The organism is Adlercreutzia sp. ZJ242, from assembly GCF_011038995.1.
GTDB lineage: Bacteria > Actinomycetota > Coriobacteriia > Coriobacteriales > Eggerthellaceae > CAAEEV01.
Genome location: NZ_JAAKEE010000012.1, coordinates 46,472 through 62,888, shown reverse-complemented (window position 1 = coordinate 62,888; position 16,417 = coordinate 46,472). Strand labels below are relative to the sequence as shown.

The 16,417-nt window shown below is 58.2% G+C and carries 13 protein-coding genes; 3 read left to right on the top strand and 10 right to left on the bottom strand.

Going from position 1 to position 16,417, the window contains the following annotated elements:
- Positions 1–44 precede the first annotated feature (44 nt).
- Together G7Y49_RS04635 and G7Y49_RS04630 are read right to left on the bottom strand one after the other, a co-directional pair.
- A complete protein-coding gene (locus tag G7Y49_RS04635) occupies positions 45–704 on the bottom strand; it encodes an SIS domain-containing protein (protein WP_206214552.1) in 660 nt (219 codons plus the stop codon).
- Positions 701–1,702 carry a kinase gene (locus tag G7Y49_RS04630; protein ID WP_165171525.1) on the bottom strand — a complete coding sequence of 334 codons (1,002 nt, stop codon included), beginning with the start codon at positions 1,700–1,702 and terminating at the stop codon, positions 701–703. The genes G7Y49_RS04635 and G7Y49_RS04630 overlap by 4 nt, the downstream gene beginning before the upstream one ends.
- Positions 1,703–2,294: 592 nt before the next feature.
- Between G7Y49_RS04630 and G7Y49_RS04625 the strand changes: the two genes are divergently transcribed.
- Positions 2,295–3,086: a transposase gene (locus G7Y49_RS04625; protein ID WP_206214551.1), complete on the top strand. Its 792-nt coding sequence runs from the start codon at positions 2,295–2,297 to the stop codon at positions 3,084–3,086.
- A 169-nt stretch (positions 3,087–3,255) separates the two neighbouring features.
- Here G7Y49_RS04625 and murJ read toward each other — a convergent pair whose 3' ends face one another.
- The 8 genes from murJ to loaP all read right to left on the bottom strand — a co-directional run bounded on the left by murJ (position 3,256) and on the right by loaP (position 13,770).
- Positions 3,256–4,809 carry a murein biosynthesis integral membrane protein MurJ gene (murJ, locus tag G7Y49_RS04620; protein ID WP_165171521.1) on the bottom strand — a complete coding sequence of 518 codons (1,554 nt, stop codon included), beginning with the start codon at positions 4,807–4,809 and terminating at the stop codon, positions 3,256–3,258.
- A 12-nt stretch (positions 4,810–4,821) separates the two neighbouring features.
- The gene (locus tag G7Y49_RS04615; RefSeq protein ID WP_165171519.1) at positions 4,822–6,207 is read right to left on the bottom strand and encodes a hypothetical protein; all 1,386 of its coding nucleotides are present in this window, start codon (positions 6,205–6,207) and stop codon (positions 4,822–4,824) included.
- A complete protein-coding gene (locus G7Y49_RS04610; RefSeq protein ID WP_165171517.1) occupies positions 6,158–7,042 on the bottom strand; it encodes an AAC(3) family N-acetyltransferase in 885 nt (294 codons plus the stop codon). Before G7Y49_RS04610 ends, G7Y49_RS04615 begins: the two co-directional genes overlap by 50 nt.
- The gene (locus G7Y49_RS04605; protein WP_165171515.1) at positions 7,039–8,178 is read right to left on the bottom strand and encodes a glycosyltransferase family 4 protein; all 1,140 of its coding nucleotides are present in this window, start codon (positions 8,176–8,178) and stop codon (positions 7,039–7,041) included. The genes G7Y49_RS04610 and G7Y49_RS04605 overlap by 4 nt, the downstream gene beginning before the upstream one ends.
- Before the next feature lie 27 nt (positions 8,179–8,205).
- Entirely contained in the window at positions 8,206–9,288 is a 1,083-nt protein-coding gene (gene wecB, locus G7Y49_RS04600; protein ID WP_165171535.1) for a non-hydrolyzing UDP-N-acetylglucosamine 2-epimerase, read from the bottom strand.
- A gap of 25 nt (positions 9,289–9,313) precedes the next feature.
- Positions 9,314–10,531, bottom strand: coding sequence for a nucleotide sugar dehydrogenase (locus G7Y49_RS04595; protein WP_165171513.1), 1,218 nt, complete (start codon positions 10,529–10,531; stop codon positions 9,314–9,316).
- Entirely contained in the window at positions 10,519–12,780 is a 2,262-nt protein-coding gene (locus G7Y49_RS04590) for a glycosyltransferase (protein ID WP_206214550.1), read from the bottom strand. The genes G7Y49_RS04595 and G7Y49_RS04590 overlap by 13 nt, the downstream gene beginning before the upstream one ends.
- A 477-nt stretch (positions 12,781–13,257) precedes the next feature.
- Entirely contained in the window at positions 13,258–13,770 is a 513-nt protein-coding gene (loaP, locus tag G7Y49_RS04585; RefSeq protein ID WP_165171499.1) for an antiterminator LoaP, read from the bottom strand.
- Between the two features lie 884 nt (positions 13,771–14,654).
- Between loaP and G7Y49_RS04580 the strand changes: the two genes are divergently transcribed.
- Entirely contained in the window at positions 14,655–15,320 is a 666-nt protein-coding gene (locus G7Y49_RS04580) for a YveK family protein (protein WP_165171497.1), read from the top strand.
- A complete protein-coding gene (locus G7Y49_RS04575; RefSeq protein ID WP_165171495.1) occupies positions 15,321–16,397 on the top strand; it encodes a CpsD/CapB family tyrosine-protein kinase in 1,077 nt (358 codons plus the stop codon).
- The last annotated feature ends 20 nt before the right edge of the window (positions 16,398–16,417 follow it).

Here is a 16,417-nt window from a genome sequence, read left to right as displayed (position 1 = left end):
CGCCTCGCGCGAGCGGCCCGCGGTGCCCCTATATTCGGCCCGCGTCACTCCGCGCCCCCGAACAGCTCGGCCTCGACGGCGGCGCACAGGCAGTGGTAGACGGGCAGGTGGAGCTCCTGCACCTGGAAGACCTCGTCTCTCGGAACCCGCACGCACACGTCGGAGAGCGCGGAGAGGTCCGACTCGGCGGAGCCGGTGAGGGAGACGACCCGCATCCCCCTGGCGCGGGCCACCTTGGCCGCCTCGACCACGTTCGCCGAGTTGCCGGACGTGCTGATCGCCAGCAGCACGTCGCCGGGCCTCCCGTAGCCGTAGACCTGCTGGGCGAAGACCCCGACCGCCGCCTCGTCGTTGCCGAAGGCGGTCGAGAGCGCCGTGTGGGAGACGAGGGAGATGGCGGGCAGCGCCCCCTCCAGCCACGCGGGCGCCTCCTCCCCGTTGGCCGCGCGGTAGGCGCCCAGGAACGCGGGGTCGACGGGGCGCTTGAACCGGAAGCCCTTCATGAGCTCGCCCACCACGTGCTCCGAGTCGGCGGCCGACCCGCCGTTGCCGCACACGAGCAGCTTGTTGCCAGCGTAAAACGCCCCGGCCAGCATGTCGGCCGCCGCGCGCACGTCGGCCTCGCAGGAGCGCATGTCCGGATACCGCTCGAGCAGGGAGTCCAAGATCTCAATCTTAGCCTGCGGGCACCTGGCGCCCATCATCGGGCCTCCCCCAGGTCGTAGTCCTCGGCCTCGTAGTAGACCACCGTCGCGCCGTCGTCCTCGAACTCGAACGGGATCTCCAGCAGGCCGCCCATGGCCTCCCGCACGCCCGCCTGGGCGTCGGGCTCGACGTAGAAGACGAGGAACCCGCCGCCGCCCGCGCCGAGCAGCTTCCCGCCCAGGGCGCCCGCGGCCGTCCCCCGCGCGTAAAGCGCGTCGATCGAGTCGTTGGACACGCCCGGCCCGACGCCGCGCTTCAGCCTCCACGTAGCGTCCAGCAGCCTCCCGAACTCCGCCAGCGGCCTCGCCTTGTCCGTCAGGGCCGCCTCCGCCTCGTCCACGAGCGCCAGCATCTCCTTGAGCTGCGCGGTCCCGCCGGCCGCCCTGTTGGCCTTCTGAACGTCGGACGAGAAGCGCGTGAACCCGGTGAAGAACATCATCAGGCTGCCCTCAAGCTCGCGCCTCCGCTCGCCCGGCATCACGATCGGATGCACGCTGAACCCGCCGCCCGCGAAGTCGATGCGGTTGAGCCCGCCGTAGGCGGCGGCCACCTGGTCCTGCCAGCCGCCCGCCTCGGCGCAGAGGTCGCGCTCCAGGCGTATCGCCTCCCTGGCGAGGCGCTCCTTGGACGCATAGGTGCCCTTCATGCAGTGGAAGGCGTTGAGCATGCCCACGGCGAAGGAGGAGGAGGTCCCCAGCCCCGAGCGCGCCGGGAGGTCGGCCTCGTAGGTCACGCGGAGCTCGCGCATGTCGAGCATGGCCATGGCGTTGCGCACGGCGGGGTGCTCGAAGTCGGCGGGGTCGGCGACGCGCTCGATCCTGGAGTAGACCAGCTCGTTGCGATAGTCGAAGAACCGCGGCAGGTGCCTCGCCGTCACGTAGCAGTACTTGTCGAACGTGGTGGAGATGACGGAGCCCCCGTGCTCGCGGAAGAACTCCGGCATGTCCGTCCCGCCGCCGAAGAACGACATGCGGAACGGAGTGCGTGTGATAATCATCTTTTTCTTCTCTCCAATGTTGCCGGGAAATCAGCCGTTATCTTCACCCCTTAAACTGGGCTTATCGCGAGTGTTCTGGATTTCATGTTATCTAACTCTCATTTCTAACCTTCTCCATCCCAACCATGCCTTTTCCGTGAGGTTTAGCGTGCACGTCGATTCCTCCTAGATAAAGCATGTGCAGCAGCCCGCCATGCGGCCTGCCATCAGGCATGGGATGCGAGAGGCAAGGGATCATCTGAGAGCGAGGGATGCGGGACGCCGCTCGCCCGTATCCCCCTGCAGAGCCTACGGCGGAGGATAGCGCCCGCCGTCGCGGGCAGGCACCCCGCGCCCTGGAACAGGAGCCCGGAACGGGATGCGAGGGAGCCATCAAGGCGGAGGCCGCAGGCTGGGGCCTGCAGGAGGCGACGCTGCGCGAGGAGCTCGCCTCGAGGAGGACGGAGGCCGGCAACCCCGGCGCGCGGGACTTCATGGCCGCAGAGAGGTTGTGCTCCCGCTGCCACGGGAAGAGATGCTTCCCGGGGCTCGACGATGAGGGGAAGAGGGACGTCGGCCCGCGCCCCGGGCGCTGCCTCGTCCTCGACGGGGCGTGGAGGGGGTGAGGGTCCTCATGCGAGCAGCCAACGCCGTCCTCGACCTGCCATGCGACTGCCGCTGCCACGATTTGGAGGACAGGGGTCGGCACGTCGAGGCGAGGGCCTCCCGCGACAAGGGGGCGCAGCCCTGCCCCAGGTGCCGCAAGGGAGGCGCCGTCATCCATGGCCACGCCAAGAGATCCGCCTGCCACGTGCCCGCGAGGGCCAAGCCCCGCGTCCTCGTCATCGACCTGCGGTACTGCCGATGCAAGAGGTGCGGCAGGACCTTCTTCGAGCCGCCGTCCGCCATCTCCGAGCACTGCCCGCACATGACCACCGGCCTCGAGCATCGGACAGCCTCCCAAGCCAGGCTCGGCCGCAGCTTCGCCGAGGCAGCGAGGGGCTGCGGGGCGAGCGCCGACATAGTCCGCGAGGCGGTCGGTGCCGCGCCGCTCCCCAAGCGCCACCCGCCCAGGCACCTGCGCGCGCACGAGATCGCGACCGCCGCCGGCAGCGTCAAGGGCGCGAGGAAGCGCGTCCTGAGCGCCTACGCGACGGGAAAGACCAACGCCTGCGCGGAGAACGCCAACCGCAAGATCAAGGGCGTGAAGAGGCGAGCCTGCGGGCTCGCCAGCTGCGAGGGCATGAGGCGCCGCCTCCTGCTCGCATACGGGTACCCGCCCGTCGGGAAGGGAGGGGTGCCGCTGCCCGACTACGGCGAACAGGCCGCGCGAGGCGATTCCCCCTGCTCCTCGGGGGCAGTGCGCTTGGTCTGGTTTTTCAAGGCTCAACATCACTTTTTTTGAGACGTCTTACAAAGAGCTTGGGCAAGTGCGTCCTGAAATCATGCGATCCGGTAAGACTACCATCGACTTTATGTAGTTTGCGTTCATCACTGCAGGTCAAGCTAAATTTTTGCCCGAATTGCCCATGTTAAATCCTGGATACCCGCAAGAACCATCGGAAGCCTCTACCCTAGGCGCTCTTTTTCGCACGTAATACAAGTTCCGTAATTCGTTTAATTACTCCTGAAAGCATCATTTTCGATTGGCTGTTTCCGAAAAGCATCAAAAAAAAGAAGTACGATCCCCCGAACACAACAACATACAGCTGCAGTATTAGAACTGCTGACATATCAAGATGAAGAGATGTTTTAACAAGCAAAAGAATGAGCGTGCTGAGTACGCTTGAAGCTGCGACTTGAACCAAGTTCTTTCCGTCAATGCGGAAAACCCCTAGATAGTCTTTTTTCAACGCAACGACAAGAAGAAGCACACATAAAACGGTATCCGATAACAACCCTGCCAAAACGATGCCCGGCAATCCTAAATAAAATGATCCGACAATTGCTCCGACAAGATTGCATATCATTGCGATAACGCACACTACCGCTGAAAAACAGTAATCCTCATTGGCGTAGAATACTTTGTTTAGCAGCATGTATACACCAGACAGAAGAAACGAAGGGGCAACCAAAGCTGTTGCCAACGATGTTATCTCCGTCGCTTCTGCATCAAAAGCACCTCTTTGAAAAACCACCGTAACAATTTCTGTTGAGCACAGCATGGTCCATACAGCCAACGGCAGTGCTACCAATATGAGAAGATTGATTCCTTTGGAAACATAGCTCCCTACTTTTTGATTGTCTCCATCGGCGGCGGATATAGATATTTTTGTGAACAGAACCGTAATGACTGAATTGCAAACCACCTGATAAACAAGGTCAAAGATTGTCTTCGAATATGCGAGCGCGGAAACCGATCCCGTTTCCAACGTGGATGCGAGAATGCGGCCGACCAATCCGCTCAATGCGACAAATCCGTTGGACGTCAACACGGGCAAACTCAATAGAAGCACTCTCTGTATGTCTCTTCGTCCTTCAGAATTATTTTCCGAAAAGCTAATATATTGTTTTGCTTTCGGAATTAGAATTAAGCATTGAACAAAATAAGCCAGCACTGTGGAAATGGCCATGGCAAGTAATCCTATTGAATCGTGAAATAAGACTACAAATGCAATTCCAAAGGTGCTGTAAATCAATCCCGTCACTGCTGCAAAGCCGAATCTTGATTCAGCATTTAAAATGCTTACAAAGATGTTGGCGATCAGAGACAAGGGGAAGCCAAGCATTAGAACGCGAATGAAGATCGTCAGAGTTTGAATGTATCCATCATCTGCGGAAGGGGCCAGGATATGGCTCAACCAAGGAGATAACGCTTCAAGGGCAAACACCATCAACAACGAAATCACCGTCAATGCTATGCATACCGAGCCGAGAAAACTCCTCTCTCCACCTTGGCGCTTCTTCTTAATGTACATGGGGATCAATACAACCGAAGCAGCACTGGTCAACGCAAACAGGGCATTTGCTACAAAGCTATTTGCTAAATAATAAATATCGGAAGTAGTAGTTGCGCCGAAAAAATACCCGATAGCGGCCTCTCTCAAAAAACCTATAACCTTTGCCGAAACAGTTACAACAGCAAGCTGAGCTGCTGTAGAGAAAATCCCCCTCGTTTTGCTGCTCAACGACTTACCTACTTATCCAAGATCGTCGAGACCAGCAGGAAGAAATCGAAGAGTAAGACACGCTGCAAGGAATCCATGTGTTACCAAAAATGGAAACAGACCTGAGCCGATAAGCATCATCGACCCGCCCACTAATACAGATACAGCAATTCTCTCGTTTTCCTCATCAATTGCTGCCTCATACAACCTGAGAACCAAGACGACAAGCCATGGCATGACAAAAACTCCGAGTATGCCTAAATTCTGCATCGCGTCAGAAAGCAAACCATTGTTTGCCCACATTTCAGGATGACCCAATGACTCACCTATAAGGAGCGGTATGCTTCTATCATATGGGCTAGTCAGTCCAAAATACCTCATAAATGACTGTGCGAAAAAGTCTGGGGGGTTGCTCGTAAAGAATTCGAAAAACTGCTGATTCAGCATCGCCGGCATAAGAAGAACTCGACGTATGACCACTTCAATAATTGCCTCATCATTGAAGACGACAGCAATTAGGTACGCTACTGCAGTTACGCCAGCGAATAAGTAAATTACTTTACGTCGAAAGTCTTCGCTATATGCCAGATAACACACTACGGCAACAGCCATCGCGTAGAGTGACGTTTTCAGTCCGTCTATACAAAAATTGAAGTATTGCACAAGAAGCAGCAATATAAAGACTCTGTAGTTTTTCTTCGATAAATAATAGCAAGCTAAGCAAGGGATGACAAGGCGAGACATCTCCAATAGATAATCCAGTATGGTTGGAATAGAATAAGTGAGGGATTCTCTTCTCACATCATACACAAACACAAATTCGGTCATTAATCTGAAATTTGCATATACAGCCCACACAATAAGCACTACGCCAACAAAAATGACAGTAAGGGCAACTGTTACGTTTCTCCCAGTTCTCGATTTTGGCTTTGCGAACGAAAAACTCGGTAAAGCGTAATATGCGAGTATTAAAACAGCCCAATATATGAACAGCAGGATTATAAACAGATATGATGCATCCTGTTTTTCAAGCATTACAAGACTGGGAACGAATGCGGCTAAATATAGAACAATAACAAGAGGCGACGATTTTCTTTGATTTGTCACCAAATCAAAGAGCAAAGGCAAGGTCACCACTAACGCGACCCAAGACACAATGCATAACTCAGGCGATGTATTATTCTGAAAGTTATAATAGCTCCATTTGTCCGCAATATAACCCTGATAGATTAACTCAAGGAAAGCCCGGTAGATGATTACCATCATTGAAACAGAAGCGAAACCCACAATGTCATACTTTAAATTAAAAATGGTAGGGGTTACGGCCTCCTTGTAGCCGACTGATCTAAAGCTACTTCTACTATCTTTCCTAGCTGCCTGCAAAAGTGAACCGTACCCCTTCCTCCACTCTTTGATCAATGTACTCCATAGCTTCAGATGCTTTCACACATACAATGTAATTTCTGCCCAGATGCTGTTCACGATAAGACGGAATATTGCGATAAACCTTTCTGATCTCCGCATCATTTAACTGTCCGCCGCGAGACCAGGTCACCATCTGCCTGATGCACGCAACACCTGAATCCAGCACCAACACTGCATCGTATGTCTTGTCGAACATTCTTTTGCAGGATTCACTGCTTCTGATATGATTATATTCGGAGACATGAACCAAAGAGAGCTTTGTGGGCTCTCGCCCCAATCCCATTATCAGCACCTTACTGTTCTTCGAGCGAGCGAAGGAGCCATAAGCCGAATTCTCGTCAAAGCCGTTCATGCTGCGTCCGCAATATGAAAAGAGCTTTTCAGTCGCTGGACCTGTTCCTGCAACTGAAAAGTGGCTCGATTCACTTCTAATGACGCCTTCTCTTTTTCTAAAAACTTCGGAAAGAACGCCTGCTACGCTCGGTGTATCCATAACATCAAATGAATGAAGATCTTTCCCGTACGCTGGCATCAAGAGCGTGCCCTCTTCACCCAGCAGCTCCAACAAACATTCTATGACGTCATCCGGAGAACCCGAGAAATTATAAAATGACCGCCAAGCACAATGAACCATGAGGATATCCCCTGGTCTTACGTTTACACGAATTAATGCCTTGCGAAGGTCATCAACTCCGTAAGAAACCCGATCTAACCTAGCAGATAACTTGACTTTCTTCCTTTCTACGCAATCACGAATGGTTTCATTCTCTCTGCAGGAGAGAGAATTACGGATCATCTGCCTTGTAAGCTTACGGAGACTTTCTTTCATAAGCAGTAGTCTTCCTTGACCAATTTCTTTGCGATCGCCTTCCAATCACAATTGCTCCGGATATATTGGAAGCTTTTTTTGCCCATCTCCGCCAATGTTGAGTCATCTACCATTCGGTCGATCTGACAGAGCTTCTCCGCAAAAGCCGCCTCTTCGTTTTCGACAATGCACCCGGTCACATCATTGATTACATAATCAGAAAACGCACCTACGTTCGTACACAAAACGGGCTTCGAGAATTCCGCAGAGCAAAATACCACGCCGCTCATGCTTGCGTGTCTGTACGGCATTAGGACAATGGCCGATTTACTAATGAGGTAATTCAAGACATCATCTGGAACAAACCCGTCTACGAACTCAATGTTGTGACTGGAATTCTGACGTGCGACAGTCAGCTCTTTGTATTCGCCCTGAATCTTTCCCGCAATAACCAATAGAGATCCGTCATCAAAAGGGCAGCTATTCCATATGTTAATCAGTCTATCTACCCCTTTATTATAGAATTGAAGTCCAAAAAATAGATAAAGACGATGATGCGATTCGCACTTCCTAAGCAGCGTTTTGGGTATGTTTTCCAAGTTGTAGTGGGTGGACTGATTCGAATAGTATCCATGGAGCTGAATAGACGTCTTGCCCTCACAAGATGGGTAGTATTTTAGAAACTCCTTTTCGATCATTTTCCCATGAAACAGTAGCGTGTCGATCTTATCGTAAAGGCAAAGACGACACGCAAAGTCTTCTTTGCCTTGATGGGAAATTGCATTATGCGACGTATATACAATTTTCTTGCAGTATCGTTTAATTATCCAAACGAACAAATTGTCAATTCTGGGCACTAAAAACCATTGGATATGGACGACGTCGATATTCGCTTTTCGGATGAACACTATGATTTTGAAATAGCACAAAAGGTATTCTAGGCCACGCAGTAGTTTTCTTCCCTTACCCTGTATTCCGATAAAGTCAGAAACAGGGAAGAACCACTTTAGCAAGTTGTACCCGCTCGCCACAATGTCAAATGACTTTGCCGTAACAAGCGTGACTGACGCTCTCTCCGATAACCCTGAGCAGAGTCCGTCTATATAGTGCGACTGACCGCTCATTCCTCCCCACGGATCAATCATCAGGATATTCATGCACGACATTTCCTCCCTCCCGTAATCCTATTGCATTAAAGCTTGAATAATTCGGGGACACGCGTGCCCGTCGCCGTAGGGGTTGGACGCATGCGACATCTCAGCGTAGGCCGCCTCGTCGTCGAGCAGGCGGGAGAACTCGCGGCATATCACGTCCTCGTCGGTGCCCACGAGCTTGAGCGTGCCCGCCTCCACGCCCTCGGGTCGCTCGGTGGTGTCGCGCATGACGAGCACGGGCTTGCCGAGGGAGGGCGCCTCCTCCTGGATTCCGCCGGAGTCAGTGAGGATGACGTGGCTCCTCGCCATGAAGTTGTGGAAGTCGAGCACGTCGAGCGGCTCTATGATGCGCAGGCGTTCGAAGCCGTCGAGCTCGGCGTGGGCCGCCTCGCGCACCTGCGGGTTCATGTGGATGGGATAGATCGCCTTGACGTCGGGGCGCTCCTCCATGACGCGGCGGATGGCGCGGAACATGCGGTGCATGGGCTCGCCGAGGTTCTCGCGCCTGTGTGCCGTAATCAGGATGAGGCGGCTCCCCTCAGCCCAACCGAGCTCGGGGTGGGAGTAGTCCTCCCGCACGGTCGTGCGCAGGGCGTCGATGCCGGTGTTGCCGGTGACGTATATCCGCTCGGCAGGCTTGCCCTCGTCGAGCAGGTTCCGGCGGCTCGCCTCCGTGGGCGCGAAGTACCACCTGGACACGACGTCGACAGCTTGGCGGTTGAACTCCTCGGGCCAAGGGCTGTATAAGTCTCGCGTGCGAAGCCCAGCCTCCACGTGTCCTACAGGAATCTGGAGATAGAATGCCGCAAGTGCCGACGCGAAGGACGTGGTGGTGTCGCCGTGGACAAGCACGATGTCCGGTTCCTCGTACTCCATGGCCTTGCGGATCTTGAGCAGCACCTCGCTCGTGATGTCGAACAGCGTCTGCCCTGGCTTCATGATGGCAAGGTCGTGGTCGGGGACCACTTCGAACGCGCACAGCACCTGGTCGAGCATCTCACGATGCTGGCCAGTGACACATACGACCGTCTCGAACTCGCTGGGGCGCGACTTCAGCTCGTTTACGAGCGGGCACATTTTTATCGCTTCTGGGCGCGTCCCGAAGACGAGCATGACCTTCTTTCTCAACGCCGTCACCCTATAGTTTCCAGACGTTGCCGCCGTCGCCCATGACGTTGCGCGGGTCGATCAGGGCGCGATTGCCAAATACCTTCGGCTTACCCTTGACCTGGCTGTGGCCGACCATGACGATGACCATCTCCAAGCCGTCCAGAAACTCCTCCATGCTGTGGACCTGGTTGGGGACGACGTCGCGCTCAACCCACGGGTCGTAGACCTTCATTGCCGCGCCCCCGAGGTGCTCCGCCTGCGCCTCCAGCATCTGCAGCGTGGGGCTCTCGCGCACGTCGTCCACGTCCTCCTTGTAGGTGAGCCCGTAGATGCCAACCTTCGAGGGGTCATCAATGCCGTTTTCCCTCATCGCCTCATAGGCGCGGTGCAACACGTACTCGGACATGGAAGCGTTGGTCTGCAACGCCAGTCGGATGAAGTTGGCGGTCTCGGGGTAGTCACCCACGAGGAACCAGGGGTCCACCGGGATGCAGTGACCGCCCACGCCGGGGCCGGGATTGAGGATGTTCACGCGCGGATGTTTGTTGGCAATGCGGATGACCTCATGGACATCCATGCCACCAACGCGACACACTTTCGCGAGCTCGTTGGCGAAGGCGATATTGACGGCGCGGAAGGTGTTTTCCACCACCTTGGTCATCTCGGCGGTGCGGATGCCAGTGAGGGCGATCTCGCCTTGGCAGAACGACGCGTAGAGCGCGGCGACTCTCTTCCCGACCTCGGGGTCGTCTGCGCCGATCGTGCGATTGTTGTGCAAAAGCTCGCTCACCATATTGCCAGGGATAATGCGCTCCGGCGCATGCACAAGAGCCACGTCCTGACGGTCCGTCTCAACCAAGAGTGGACGGACGAAGCGGTCGATCGTGCCCGGGGAAATAGTGGATTCCACAACGAGTATTGCTTTCTCAGGTGCGACTTCTAGCACCGCTTTGCAGGCGGCGACCACGTAGGCGGGGTCGATCTTTTTATTGACTTTGTCGTAGGGCGTGGGCACACTTACGATGTAGGTGTCGCAGATCTGGTACTCGGTGGTGAACTTTACGCCGTCCTTCACGGCATCTGCAAACAGCTGGTCTAAACCTTCCTCTTTGAAGGTGGTATGCCCTGCGTTGAGCGTCGCCACAAGCTCCGCATTGTAGTCCGTGCCGACGACCTCGACGCCGTGCGCCGCCATCATGAGGGCGGTGGGAAGCCCGATGTATCCGAGGCCGATTACGTTAACCATTGCTCCTTCTCCTTATCATTGCTTACGGGCAAGAATTCCTCGTCCAAGATCGAGCACATCACCTGCGCAGATAGCTGGCGAGTGTGATTTGCGAGAATGTAATCACGGGCAAGCTTGCGCTCAGCTGCCGTCCACTTCCTTTCGAGCATGTCGTCAAACGCCCGAAGAAGCCCCTCGTGGTCCTCGGGAGGGACTGATATCCCGAGTCCGCTATTACGCAGGATCTCAGCCGAATCTCCTTGCGCAGCGAGAAGAACCGGACATGAGCACCCGAGGGCTTCGAAGAGCTTCGTCGGAACGCTGTCGGTCATGTTGGAGCTCTTCAGCGGGACATAGGCAAACCTTGCATGGCGTAGCAGCGTGAAAGCGCCACGCGCATCCGTTCTTCCGCACAAGGTCGCGTTCGAAAGGTTCCCGCGGGCGATCGCTTCAGCCAACAACTTCTCCTCCGCGCCGCTTCCGAAGAGAAGAAAGCGCGTCTTCGGCCTGCTTTTCGCGATCTCCAGAAGCGTTGACAGCCCTTGGGCGAGCCCCAGGTTCCCGACGTAAACTACGGGAGGGTCTTCGAGCAGCCGGAGCTCCTCCACCATGTCCCCTCGCTCCCTCTGCTCAAGGAACGAAGCGTCGAGACCGTTCGGGACAAGCCGGACCTTTGCCGCGTCAGAAGGCGGAAGCTGCTTGCGCAATTTGTCGAACTTGCCTCGAGACACAGTGGTGACAAGCGCGGCCTCCTTGTAGGCCCTTTTCGCCAAGGCGGAAAACACCCGCCCGAAAATGCTCTTCTCCGAGAAGCTGCCCATCTCGTAGGCCACATCGGGCCATATGTCCCGGACGTCAAACACGAGCCGGGCGCCGGCCCTCCTCGCAACCGAGATGCCGCTTGCGCTCATCATGAGCGGCGGAGACGTGACCACGACGACATCGAACCGCCCCAGCTTCTTTGCGGCAGCCGTCGCCCCGACAGCTTCGCTCAAGTTATTCAGAAGGCGGTTGACAACGGTCTTGCTCTTCATTTCATAGGTTGGAAAATAGTGCACGTATTCGGGTGCCTTGCGGCTATCGCCTGCCTCGCTCAAACTAGTTTCCGAAGCAAGGACTTGAACATCATGTCCGCGCGACCTTAGGCCATCGACCATAGCTGCCATGCGCTTTGCGCAGGCGTCTGCGTCAGGATGAAAGTGCTCGCACATGAGCAGCATGCGAAGCCCGTCATTTTCTTCGGGAACTTCCTCCTCAAGCGCGGCGCCGTCCCCGAGCGGACCGGGGCCGCGCCCCGGCGCGGCCTCCTCGGCCGCCGCCCCCGCGGACCCGCGGGGGCCGCCGTCGCCCTCGCGGCCCGCGGCGCCCCCGAAGAGGCGGAGCCCCCGGGCGAGGGCGACGGCGATCGCGAGGTCGAGGGCGAGGACCGCCGCCCTGGCCGCCAGCGGGGCCTCCGCGATCGCCACGCCCGAGGCGGCGAACACGACGCACACCGCGTAGATGGTCAGCACGACCCTCCTCTGGCCGTAGCCGAGCCTGAGCAGGCTGTGGTGGATGTGCTCCTTGTCCGGCGCCCCGACGGAGACGCCCCTGCGCCTCCTCCTGACGATGGCGGCGAAGGTGTCGAGGACGGGGACCGCGGCGATCACGACGGGCGCGACGAGGGAGGTCACGCTCGAGACCTCCGCCGCGCCCATCAGCGAGACCAGGCCCAGGACGAACCCGAGCGTGAGCGAGCCGCTGTCCCCCATGAACAGCCTCGCGGGGTGGAAGTTGAACCTCAGGAAGGCCAGGCACGAGGCGACCAGGGCGGCCGCCATCGCCGCCGCCGCCCAGATGCCCAGCCGGCACGACAGCACGAGCAGGGCCGTCCCCGAGATCGCGGCCACCCCGGCGGCCAGCCCGTCCAGGCCGTCGATGAGGTTCACGATGTTCGCGAAGGCGACCAGGTAGAGCGCCGTGACCGGGTACGCCCACGCCCCGAGCTCGAGGGAGAACCCGGCGTACCCGGAGTGCACGCCGGTCAGCAGGACGCCCCCCAGCACCGCGACGCAGGCGGCGACCACCTGGCCGAGCAGCTTCGTCCTCGCCCTGATCTGCATGACGTCGTCGACCGCGCCGACGAGGAAGACGGCGGCGACGGACAGCGCGACGAGGCCCGCGTCGACGCCGTCGGGGAAGCCCAGGCCCGGGGCGGCCCCGGCCTCGTGGAGGAGCCAGGCCAGGGCCAGGGACCCCGTCATCCCGCCGAAGAGCGCGATCCCGCCCATGCGGGGCGTCGCGACCTCGTGGACGCGCCGCCCGCCCGGCTCGTCTATCGCGCCGACCCTCTTCGCGACGGCGATCGAGGCCGGGACCAATGCGAAGGTGAGGGCGAACGAAGCCAGGGCGACGAGCGCCAGATCCCAGTACGCGGGCAACGCTACGCCTCCGCCGCCGGCGCGGCATGCCTGGCGGAGGCGCGCCCCTCCCCGCCAGATGCGCATCTGGGCTTGCGGGCTATCGCGAGCTGCTGGGTCAATTGACCCAGCGCGGCGCGAGGCGCGCCCGAGATGGTTCGATGTACCGAATCAGGGACAGAAACGTGCCCGCAGGCCGCGTCGCTGCCGCCATCGCCCCTCAACTTCCTGAAATCGGCCTTTTCGGAAGTCGCAGCGCGCGAGAAAGCGCAAACCGACCCGCGCGGCCCGCGCCAAGCCAATCGGCCCAGCGCCGCTTCACCCAGCGCCGCTTCAGCTATTTCGTTTTCAGGCTCTTTTTCTGACAATCTCTAAGCCGACTTTTGTCGTTATGGTTCTTCCGAACATCTGGATCTCCAGATACGCCAGCCGCTTGTGGCGGTTGATCTTCTTGATCCAGCCGGCGTGGTTCATGAGCGGGCCCTTGAGAATGACGACCTCGTCGCCCTCTATGATTCCCTCGGACATGCCGATCACGCGATCGTTCTTCGTGGTGAAAGCGCTAATCCATGCGATGTCGTCCGCTTGCAGCGGGATGAACGCATCGTCGTTGCCCAGAAGGCGCGTGAACGCCGGCACGCGACGCAGCTCGTACTCAACCTGCTCCACGCAGTCGGTCACCACGATCAGATAGCCCGGGAACAGCGGCTTCTCACAGCTCTGCCATTCGCCGCGGAACCTCACCATCGTCAGGTAGCGCGGGACGAAGCACTCCTGCACCAAGCTGCTGCTTACCAGCTGGCTGATCAGGCCGCATACGGCGTCTTCCCGCCCAGCATACGTCTGCACCACGTACCACATAACGCGCACGTCCTTCTTCAGACATGGCTTCGCCCTCAAAGCGCAGAAAGCCACAGCCTGCCATGCTCCTGCCCACACGCCGAATGCCGCGAAAACGCGCATGCTGCGCATGCCGCCCAAGGCGGTCCTGCAAGAAGACATAGCAAGGCTTTGGCCTCGCTGGGCCTCGCCATTGCAATAACGCTATTCACCGAACGATGCGCGCACGCGGCGTCGCTCCGCTCTCATGTCCACTCGCAACCACCGCTCGTAAAAAAGCTGTCGCACCCGTGGTTCTCGAATCCAACCACGAAACGACAGCCAACCTGCTCATACGGCCAACGCAAAGCCCCTGAGCCGAAGCTTTGCGCAGACTTGCGCGAGCAGCGGATAGTTGCAAGAAAAAGTATAGCAGGGGGAGAATTTTCGCCCATAATCGTTTGTTACACTAATGAAGTCTTTCGATACAGGCAGGCACGCGAGAGCATGAAACAGGCTCTGGCGCATCGTGCTTGAAGCACTATGGGAGGGCCTTCCCGCGTGTCTGGGAGCGTCTGAGAACGCCCGCCTCGCATGCCCGCGAGCGCCCGCCTCGCATGCCCGAGAGCGTCCGGAAGCACCCGAAAGAACTTGCCCAGCCTCCCCTCACAAGCAGTTCATCAGGGAAAACAATGTGCAACAGACGCCTTTTCTGCAACGAACGAACCGCTTGACCCCTTTCCTTTCGCTCTATAATATATACGTTTGTATCAAATTCCATCTTCAGCTTGAGCTGAGGTGCATCGTAGACTGAAGAAGGGGTCTGCAAGCAGCGGATCCCTTCTTTTGCGCAATCTGCGAGCCTTGATCGAGCCTGGTGGATGAAGGACCTCGCGACCTCGCCCAAGGAATGAGGAGAAGCATTTATGACCCTGCTCGAACTGCTGCAGCTTTTACGCAAGAAATGGTATCTTGTGGTGATCTTTCCCCTCGTGTTCGCCGGCGTAGCAGCCGGGTACTGCTGGGGGTTCATGCCGAACGTCTACACGTCGGACGTGTCGCTGTACGTTCTGGCGAAGAACGAAGCCGGCGACGCCTCGAGCGGCGTATCCTCTTCCGACATGACCGCCAGCCAGCAGCTCGCGAACGACCTCGCCGTGCTGGCCGAGACCAATCGCGTGACTGAGGCGACCGCCGAGGCCCTGGGCATGGAGGACCTCGACGACTTCGAGGTCGAGGTGAGCTCAGCCACCACCAACCGCGTCATCACGATGAGCGTCACGAGCAAGAAGCCCGAGTCGGCAGCGCTTGTGGCTGACCAGCTGGCAAAGCAGGTGTCCACCGCCGCCGTCGACGTCATGGACGTGCGCGCCGTCAACATCGTAGACCAAGCACAGGTCCCCCTGACGCCCTCGGGTCCCAATCGCATCTTGTATACGGCCGTCGCCTTCCTGGCCGGCCTGTTCGTCGCCATCGCGCTTATCGTCCTCATCGACTTGCTTGACACCACCGTCAAGTCCGACGAGGAAATAGAAGAGCTGTTCGGCTTGCCCGTGCTTGGCAACATGCCCACCGTGAAGAAGGGGAAGTAAATGGGCAAGAAGAATCACAAGAAGATCGGCCAGTTCGAGGTCCCGGGGCTGCGCAACGCCTCGCAGACGCTTTTGGCCAACATCCGCTTTGCCTCAGTTGACGAGCGCGTGAAGACCCTCGTGGTCACCTCGTCGACGCCCGACGAGGGAAAGACCACCGTCTCCTCGAACCTCGCCTTGGCCATTGCCTCAGCAGGCCACAAGGTGCTCATCGTCGAGAGCGACATGAGGCGTCGCTGCCTCGCCTCCATGCTTGAGCTGCATCCGCGCAACGGCATCTACGCCGTGCTGTCAGGCGATGCCCAGCTGGATGACGTGATCGTCCCCACGAAGTACGACAACCTGTACTTCATGGACGCCGAGCCCAACATCCCCAGCCCCCCCGACCTGCTGTCCACGAAGCGCTTCTCCGCGCTGGTGGACAAGCTGCGCGAGACCTACGACTTCGTTGTCTTCGACGCTCCCCCGCTCGGCGCGTTCGTTGACGCGGCGCTCATCAGCAACTTGGTCGACGGCACCATCCTGGTCGTACGCGAGCGTCGTGCGAAGCGAGCAGCCATCGCGAACTCCATCCAGCAGCTGCAGGCGGCAAACGCGCGCATCCTCGGCGTTGTCATGACGTTCACGAACGAGGCCGACTCGAACTACTACTACGCCTACTACAACGAGCAGGGCGAGCGCGTCAAGAAGGATGACTCCAAGGCACCCGCCCTCAAGGCCACGCATGATCTGATTGATGACGACATCGATGCTTGGGCGCGTCGCGCAGGCATCGAAACCACCCAAAGGGACCGCGAAACGCGCGAGCGACGTGAGCATGCGCACGAGCAGCGTGCCGAGCAGCGCGAGGTGCAGCGCGAGGTGCGCGAAGCACGCAGCACAGGAAACGGCAACAGGCGGCCGCAGAGCAACAACCCGCGATCCAACAACCCACGGGCGAACGCCGTCAACGCGGCGGGCTCCTATGGCTATGCAGGCAGAGGAGGCTCCTCCTCGGGCAACCCGTTTACGCCGGGCGCCTTCAAGCCCGCCACCCCTGACGGGAAGCAGCCGCGCCACAAGAGCAGGCGCATCTAGCGGGCTGAGCGAACGGACCT